The organism is Pseudomonas sp. MWU12-3103b (assembly GCF_023100615.1).
Classification (GTDB): domain Bacteria; phylum Pseudomonadota; class Gammaproteobacteria; order Pseudomonadales; family Pseudomonadaceae; genus Aquipseudomonas; species Aquipseudomonas putida_A.
In genome coordinates this window covers 243522-251054 of the sequence record NZ_JALMEY010000011.1, presented here as the reverse complement: position 1 = coordinate 251054, position 7533 = coordinate 243522, and the positions used below count along the sequence as shown (strand labels likewise).

6 protein-coding genes are annotated in these 7533 nt (G+C 62.4%); 1 reads left to right on the top strand and 5 read right to left on the bottom strand.

Features of this window, described 5'->3' with window-relative positions:
- Positions 1–166 precede the first annotated feature (166 nt).
- Complete coding sequence (locus tag M0808_RS18470) at positions 167–2371, bottom strand: TonB-dependent siderophore receptor (RefSeq protein ID WP_247842090.1); 2205 nt, start codon at positions 2369–2371, stop codon at positions 167–169.
- A 324-nt stretch (positions 2372–2695) separates the two neighbouring features.
- Here M0808_RS18470 and M0808_RS18465 point away from each other — a divergent pair, with 324 nt between their 5' ends.
- On the top strand, positions 2696–3787 hold the full coding sequence (locus M0808_RS18465) for a DUF1615 domain-containing protein (protein WP_247842089.1): 1092 nt from the start codon (positions 2696–2698) through the stop codon (positions 3785–3787).
- A gap of 7 nt (positions 3788–3794) precedes the next feature.
- Here M0808_RS18465 and M0808_RS18460 read toward each other — a convergent pair whose 3' ends face one another.
- The 4 genes from M0808_RS18460 to M0808_RS18445 form a co-directional block, all read right to left on the bottom strand.
- The gene (locus tag M0808_RS18460; RefSeq protein ID WP_247842088.1) at positions 3795–4496 is read right to left on the bottom strand and encodes an anti-sigma factor; all 702 of its coding nucleotides are present in this window, start codon (positions 4494–4496) and stop codon (positions 3795–3797) included.
- Positions 4493–5026 (bottom strand): sigma-70 family RNA polymerase sigma factor, encoded by a 534-nt coding sequence (locus tag M0808_RS18455; RefSeq protein WP_247842087.1) that lies wholly within the window; start codon positions 5024–5026, stop codon positions 4493–4495. The genes M0808_RS18460 and M0808_RS18455 overlap by 4 nt, the downstream gene beginning before the upstream one ends.
- Before the next feature lie 179 nt (positions 5027–5205).
- On the bottom strand, positions 5206–5727 hold the full coding sequence (locus M0808_RS18450) for a DUF3455 domain-containing protein (RefSeq protein ID WP_027613866.1): 522 nt from the start codon (positions 5725–5727) through the stop codon (positions 5206–5208).
- 167 nt (positions 5728–5894) lie between these two features.
- Positions 5895–7529, bottom strand: coding sequence for an ABC transporter ATP-binding protein (locus tag M0808_RS18445; RefSeq protein WP_247842086.1), 1635 nt, complete (start codon positions 7527–7529; stop codon positions 5895–5897).
- Positions 7530–7533 lie beyond the last annotated feature (4 nt).

Genomic DNA, 7533 nt, shown 5'->3' with positions numbered 1-7533 from the left:
CCAAAGGGGGCGAGGGGGAAAGGGAGCCGATTTGGGTGCCTTTCAAAACCTTAGTTCGACTCGGTGGCACACGTCGGCGTGACTCGAAAGAACACCGCGGTCAGTCCCCTCTCCCTACGGGAGAGGGCTAGGGTGAGGGGCTTTTGAGGGTGAGGGCTTCTCAGGGTTAGAAATCGATGGTGCCCGACAACTTCGCCACCCGCGGCTCACCCTGGGTCAGGTAGCCGCCCTGCGCCGATTCCCAATACTTCTTGTTGGCCAGGTTTTCCACGCCCAGGCGCAACGTCACGTCTTTCTGCGAGACCTTGAACGCGTAACGCGCACCCGCGTCGAAGCGGTTCCAGGTCGGCAGGCTGAGGTTGTTGGCCGCGTCGGCGTACTGGCCGCCGGTGCGCAGCATCCGTGCATTCAGCGCCACGCCTTGTAGGCCCGGTACATCCCAGTCGGCGCCGGCGTTGAACTGGAAGCTCGGCACGCCAATGGCGCGGTTGCCATCGTTGGCGCCGTTCTGGGTGTTGCGCAGTTCGGTGTCCATCAGCGTCAGGCCGCTGATCAGGCGCAGGCCATTGATCGGCTCGCCGAACACGTTCATCTCTACGCCTTTGTTGATCTGCTCGCCTTCACGCACGTAGGTGCAAGTGGTGGCGCTGTTGATTTCACAGTAGCCGTCGCTCGGCTGCTCGATGCGATACACGCCCAGGCTCGCGCCGTAAGTACCCATATCGACCTTGACCCCGGCCTCGGTCTGCTTGGAGCGCGCCGGTGCGTAGACTTCGTTGCCGTTGGTCACGCGCAAGCCGCCAGTGCTGGCTGGCGAGGTCGGCCCCTGGGCCAGGCCTTCGATGTGGTTGGCGTAGAACGACACATGTTCCCACGGCTTGAACACGATGCCGTAGACCGGCGTGGTGATCGATTCGTCGTAGCTCGACTTGCGGCTGCCGCTGCCGTAACTGGCGTAGTTGTAGCCTTGCACCACCAGTTGCTGGCGACGCAGGCCGGCGGTGATCAGCAGGCGGTCGTCGAAGAATCCGAGGGTGTCGGAGAGCGCGAGGCTGCGGTTGAAGGTCTTGCCGACGATGCCCGGGTCATTGAGATCGCCGCCGGAAAAGTTGCCGACCGGCGACGGCGTTTCCACCGGGTGGTAGATGTTGTTGGCGTACTTGGTCAGGTCGAAATCATAGGCGCTGCGCTGTTCCGCCCACAGACCGCTGAGGCCGAAGTTGAGCTTGTGGCTGACAGCACCGGTGTTGAACTTGCCGTTCAGGCCGGCCATCAGGCTGGTGTTGTCCTCATCGTGGGGGATGAACGAGCCGGTGGTGTACGAGGCGCCATTGTTGCCCACCAGGGTGGTCGAATTGTAGCGCCCGACTTCGCGGGTGTGCTTGGCGCCGCCAGCGACGTACGCGGTCCAGTTGTCGTTCAGGTCGTATTCGGCGCGGAGCATGCCGAAAGTGTCTTCGATGTCGGTGTAGCCCCACTTCGGCGCGTAGTTGGTGTCGGCCGATGGCGCGTCCGGAATGTGCGTGGCGGTGCCGAGGTTGACCGAGTTGCGGCCGCCGTTGACGCGCTCCTTCTGGTAGGCGAAGTCACCGGAAATGCGCAGGGCGTCACCGCGATAATCGAGGCCGATGCTGAACAGTTTCGAACGCTGGTTTTCGTGATCGATGCCGGTATCGCCTTCGCGCTGCGACAGGTTGATCCGCGCGCCGAAGCGGTTGTCTTCGCCGAAGCGCTGGCCGATATCGAAGTGCTGACCGATGCGACCTTCGCTGTTGATGTCGGTGGTGTAGCGGCGCAGCGGTTCGTCGCCGGCACGTTTGGGTTGCAGGTTGACGCCACCGCCGATGCCGGAACCGGTCGGGGTCACGCCGTTGATGAAGGCGTTCGGGCCTTTGAACACTTCCACGCGCTCCAGGGCATCGGTGGAAATGATCTGCCGCGGCAGCACGCCGTACAGGCCGTTATAGGAAATGTCGTCGCCGTTGAGCGGCAAGCCGCGGATCATGAACACCTGTGCCTGGTTGGAGAAGCCCGAGGCCTGACGCACCGACGAATCATTGAGCAACACGTCGGCAACGTTTTCCGCTTGCTGGTCCTGAATCAGCTGTTCGGTGTACGACGCGGCGCTGAACGGCACGTCCATCATGTCCTGATTGCCGAGCACGCCGAGCTGACCACCACGGGCGACCTGACCACCGGCGTAGACCGGGGGCAGGGCGTTGGACGTTGGCGCTTGGGCGTTGATGTTGACGTTGTCGAGCACCAGCTCCTTGCCGTTTTCGTCGGCAGCGTGAGCGGTGACAGTCAGGGAGCACAGCAGGGCAAGAAGCGTCGGGCGAAACGGGACGGCGAGTCGAGCTGGAGCGGGCATGTCGATACCTGGAGGCGTACGGCCGGTGAGAAAATTGGAACGGCGCGGGGAACTCCTTGCGCAAATACGACTCCAGGCGCAAATGATAGGAGTTCGCAGTAACGTTTTGCAATCAGTTTATCTTGCTGAATTTCCCGATCCGAATGGAAACCTGTAGTGAGGGGATTTATCCCCGATGGCGCGCGGAGCGGGCCGCTTTGACATTCGAGGACTGCTGCGCAGTCTATCGGGGATAAATCCCCTCACCACAAAGGTCACAGTCCTAGCCTGCGTCACCCCTTTGATCGTATGGTGAACCCGCCTCAATGTACGCCAAGGAGCGCCATGCACACCCCTCGATTACTCGTTACCCTCGCCGCGCTGCTGGTGCTCGCCGGTTGCGCCGGCCAGCGCAGCCAGGAGCCGGCACCGCGTGCGCCGGCTGAAGTGAAGGCCGAAATAGTGCGGCTGATGCCGGCGAAAGTGCCCGACCGTCAAGGCTGGGCCACCGACATCTATGCCGCGTTCGCCGCACAGAAGATCAGCCCGACCACGCAGAATCTGTGTTCGGTGCTGGCCGTGGCCGAGCAGGAATCCACCTTCCAGGTAGACCCCACGGTGCCGGGCCTGGGCAAGATCGCCCGCGACGAAATCGACCGTCGTGCCGCCAAAGTGCATATCCCCGGTCTGTTGGTCAGCGCCGCGCTGCAAGTGCGCTCCACCAACGGCAAGACCTACAGCGAACGCCTGAACGCGGCACGCAGTGAAAAAGAACTCAGCGCCATTTTTGACGACTTCATCGGCAGAGTGCCGATGGGCCGCACCTTGTTCGGCGGCTTCAACCCGGTGCACACCGCCGGACCGATGCAGGTCAGCATCGAATTCGCCGAGCAGCACGCCAAGGAGTATCCGTACCCGGTAGACGGCACGATCCGTCACGAAGTGTTCACCCGCCGTGGCGGCATGTACTTCGGCATCGCGCATTTACTCGGTTACCCGGTGAGTTATCGCGAGCCGCTGTACCGCTTCGCCGACTTCAATGCCGGCTGGTACGCCAGCCGCAATGCCGCGTTCCAGAACGCCGTCAGCCGAGCTTCGGGCATTCCGCTGGCGCTGGATGGCGACTTGATTCGCTACGACTCGATCATGCCTGGCACCACCGAACTGGCGGTGCGCACCCTCGGCAAGTCGCTGGGCATGCGTAACCCGACCATTCGCGATCAACTGGAGAAGGGCAAAACCCTGGAGTTCGAAGAGACCAAACTCTATCAGCGGGTGTTCGAACTGGCGGAGCAAGCGGAGGGAAAAAAACTGCCGCGTGCAGTGTTGCCGGGGATCGTTTTGCAGAGCCCGAAAATCACCCGCAAGCTGACCACGGCGTGGTTCGCCAAACGCGTGGATGAGCGCTACAAGCGCTGCATGGCCAAGGCCGGTTGACGCCGGTTCAAAGCACTTTGACGGCTCGGCCAATGGCCTGAATCGGCCCGGTCGGTTTACCGATCGGCGAGCCATTGGCGCCTTCCAGCGTCAGCTCGAACAGTTGATTCGGTTGCAGCGGCGGCAATTTATCCAGCGGCACCGAGAGCGTCTGCCCCGGTTTGACCAGCCCCAGCGACACCGGCCCTTGCCAGCCGTCAGCCTTGGTCCAGAACTCCAGCGCCTTGTCCGCCGGCACTTCGACCACGCCCAGCGGGATTAACTGGATTTCACGCGGATTGCTGGCCTGAATCACCCAGCCCGGCGCCTTGTCCTGCGGCGCGACCAGCACCACCAGATAATTCGACTTCGGCGTGGTCTGGGTCAGCAGGATCGAGCCCAAAACCAATGTGGCGACCAAGCCGGCCGCACTCAAGCCGCGCCACAGCGGCAGCAGATTCCACCACGAGGTTGACGGCGCAGCCGGCGCTTTTTGCGCGAACCGCTCGACACTGCGCTCGATGCGCGGCCACAAGTGCGGCGAAGGCTGCTGCGTCCCGGCAAATTTGGTCAGGTCGAGCAAGCGTCGCTCCCAGGCATCCACCGCCGCTTGCAGTTCGGGGTCGTGTGGCAAGCGCTGTTGCAGCGCTTCACGCTCCGGCGCCGACAGGGTGCCGAGCACGTACTCGCTGGCCAGTTCATCACGTTCCTGCGCCGATTCAGTGGTCATCCCATGCACTCCCGCAAAGCGTTGAGGCTGCGTTTGATCCAGGCTTTGACCGTGCCCAGCGGCGTGTCCATCCGTTGGGAAATCTGCGCGTGGCTGTAGCCGTCGACATAGGCATGGAGGATGCAGCGTCGCCGCTGCGGGTCGAGTTGTTCCAGGCAGCGATGGATGCGCGCCGAATGGCCCTGCACATCGAAGGCGTCCTCGTCAGGCTCGGCATCCTGTTCTTCGTTGAACGGCGTCTCCCGGCTTTGATCACGCAGCTGGTTCAACGCCAGATGGCGGGTCACGCTGAACATCCAGCCGCGCGCTGAACCGCGCGCCGGATCGAACTGCGCCGCACCGTTCCAGATCTTGATAAACGCCTCATGCACGATGTCTTCGGCCAGCGCCGCGTCACGTACCAGCCGCTTGGCCACGCCGAGCAGGCGCGGGCCTTCCTGCACGTACAAATCGCGCAGGGCCGACTGCTCGCCGCGGGCACAGGCAGCGAGACGGGCTTCGTAATCAAACACCGGTTCAGGCAAGGACATTGGGTGCAATCTAGCTCACATTCCGCAAACATCCAGACAACTCGGCTCTCCCTATGGACTCCTCTGTGGGAGGGGGCTTGCTCCCGAAGGCGCTGTGTCATTGAAACAGATGCTGGCTGACACGCCGCCTTCGGGAGCAAGCCCCCTCCCACAAGGAAAGATTTGAGTGGGCCAGAAACTCAGTTCGCCGCCCAGAAAATGTAATCGGCCTGATACTTCACCACTTCCTGTTTGCCCTTGTTCGCCGCTGTGCATTCACTGCCCGGCGCCACGCCGCCCTTGAGCGCGACACGCTGGATATAACTCACGCCGCTCATCGCGCCTTTGCCTTCAGCCGGGTTGGCCTTGACCAGTTGATAGGGCAGGTTGCCCGGGCTCGACGGAGCGACGGCCAATTGCGTGCCGGTGACTTTCGATCCGTCCTTGGCCTGCCAAGTGGCTGGCGGGCCGAAGTAGGTGCCGACCTGCTTGCCGCTGCGATCATTGAGCACCGCTTTAGGGCCGACGAAGGTCCATTCGGTCTGCCCGGCGGCATTGGGCTTGTCGCGGCATTCGTAAGTGATCTCGCCGACCCCGGTGGTTTCCATGGCGATCTTGTGGCCTTCCGGGACTTTGATTGCATCGGGATAGCTGCTTTGGGCGAAGGTTGTCGAGGACAGGGCGAGCAAACCGGTGAGGCCAATCAGTTGGGTGATGTTCATCAGTGTTATCTCCGAAAGGGGTAGACCGCTGACAGCCGAAGAGGGCTGTTACAGGGACTACCCGTGACGGAGGCGTTTGGATGCAGTGCCTGAAAAATATTTTCCACCTCCACCGATCTCCCCTGTGGGAGCGGGCTTGCTCGCGAAGGCGTCCTGTCAGTCGATATTCATGTCACAGGCATATCGCATTCGCGAGCAAGCCCGCTCCCACAGGGATTTGCGTCGGGCTTGAGGCCGGAGGCTTTCAGCAGTTCCTGGGTGTAGGGGTGGGCTGGCGCAGCAAAAATCTCCCGCGACGAACCCTGTTCCACGACCTTGCCATCCTTGATCACCAGCAAGTCATGGGCCAGCGCATGCACCACCGCCAGGTCATGGCTGATGAACAGATAGGTCAGCCCATGCTTGATCTGCAGTTGCCGCAACAGGTCCACCACTTGTTTCTGCACCGTGCGATCCAGCGCCGAGGTCGGCTCGTCGAGCAGGATCAGCGCCGGCTCCAGCACCAGCGCGCGGGCGATGGAGATGCGCTGACGCTGGCCGCCGGAAAATTCGTGGGGGTAGCGATGACGACTCTTTGGGTCGAGGCCGACTTCCTCCAGCACGCGAATCACCGCTGCTTCGCGCTCCGCCTCAGAGCCGATGCCGTGGGTCAGCAACCCTTCGGCAATGATCTGCTGCACCGACATCCGCGGGCTCAGGCTGCCGAACGGATCCTGGAACACCACCTGAATCTGCCGCCGCAAGGGCCGCATCAAGCGCTGATTGAGCAGGCTCAGTTGCTTGTTGCCGAAGCGGATATCGCCCTCGGATTCCACCAGCCGCAGGATCGCCTGACCCAGCGTCGATTTGCCCGAACCGGACTCGCCGACAATCCCCAACGTTTTGCCGCGTTGCAGGCGGAAACTGACCCCGTCCACCGCTTTGATGTACGCCTGCGAACGACTGAACAGCGCCTTGGGCAGGGGAAACCAGACCTTCAGATCATCGACTTCCAGCAGGTTGTGCTGGTACGGGCTCGGCACCGGCGCACCGCTCGGTTCAGCTTCGATCAGCAAGCGGCTGTAAGGATGCTGCGGCGCGCGAAACAGCGTCTCGCAGTCAGCCTGTTCGACGACTTCGCCGTGGCGCATCACGCACACCCGTTGCGCGATGCGCCGCACCAGATTCAGATCGTGACTGATCAGCAGCATCGACATGCCGAGCCGCTGCTGCAACTCGATCAGCAGCTCGAGAATCTTCTGCTGCACGGTGACGTCCAGCGCCGTCGTCGGCTCATCGGCGATCAGCAGTTCCGGCTCATTGGCCAGCGCCATCGCAATCATCACCCGTTGCCGCTGACCGCCGGAGAGCTGATGCGGGTAGGCTTTCAAGCGCTGTAGCGGTTGGCGAATGCCCACCAGTTCCAGCAGCTCCAACGTGCGCTCACGGGCGGCGCGGCCCTTGAGGCCCTTGTGAATCTCCAGCACTTCGCTGATCTGTCGTTCCACGGTGTGCAGGGGATTGAGCGAGGTCATCGGCTCCTGGAAAATCATCGCGATCCGGTTGCCGCGCAAACCGCGCATCTGCTGTTCGCTGGCATGCAGCAAGTTCACCCCGTTGTAAGCGATCGAACCGCGGCTGCTGACGGTTTTACCCGGCAACAGGCGCAAAATCGAATGCGCCGTGACCGACTTGCCCGAGCCGGACTCGCCGACCAGCGCCAGGCATTCGCCTCGGCGGATATCGAGGTTCAGACCGTGCACCACTTCCTGCCCGGCGAAGGCGACACGCAGGTCGCGGATTTCCATCAGGTTGTCGCTCATGTCA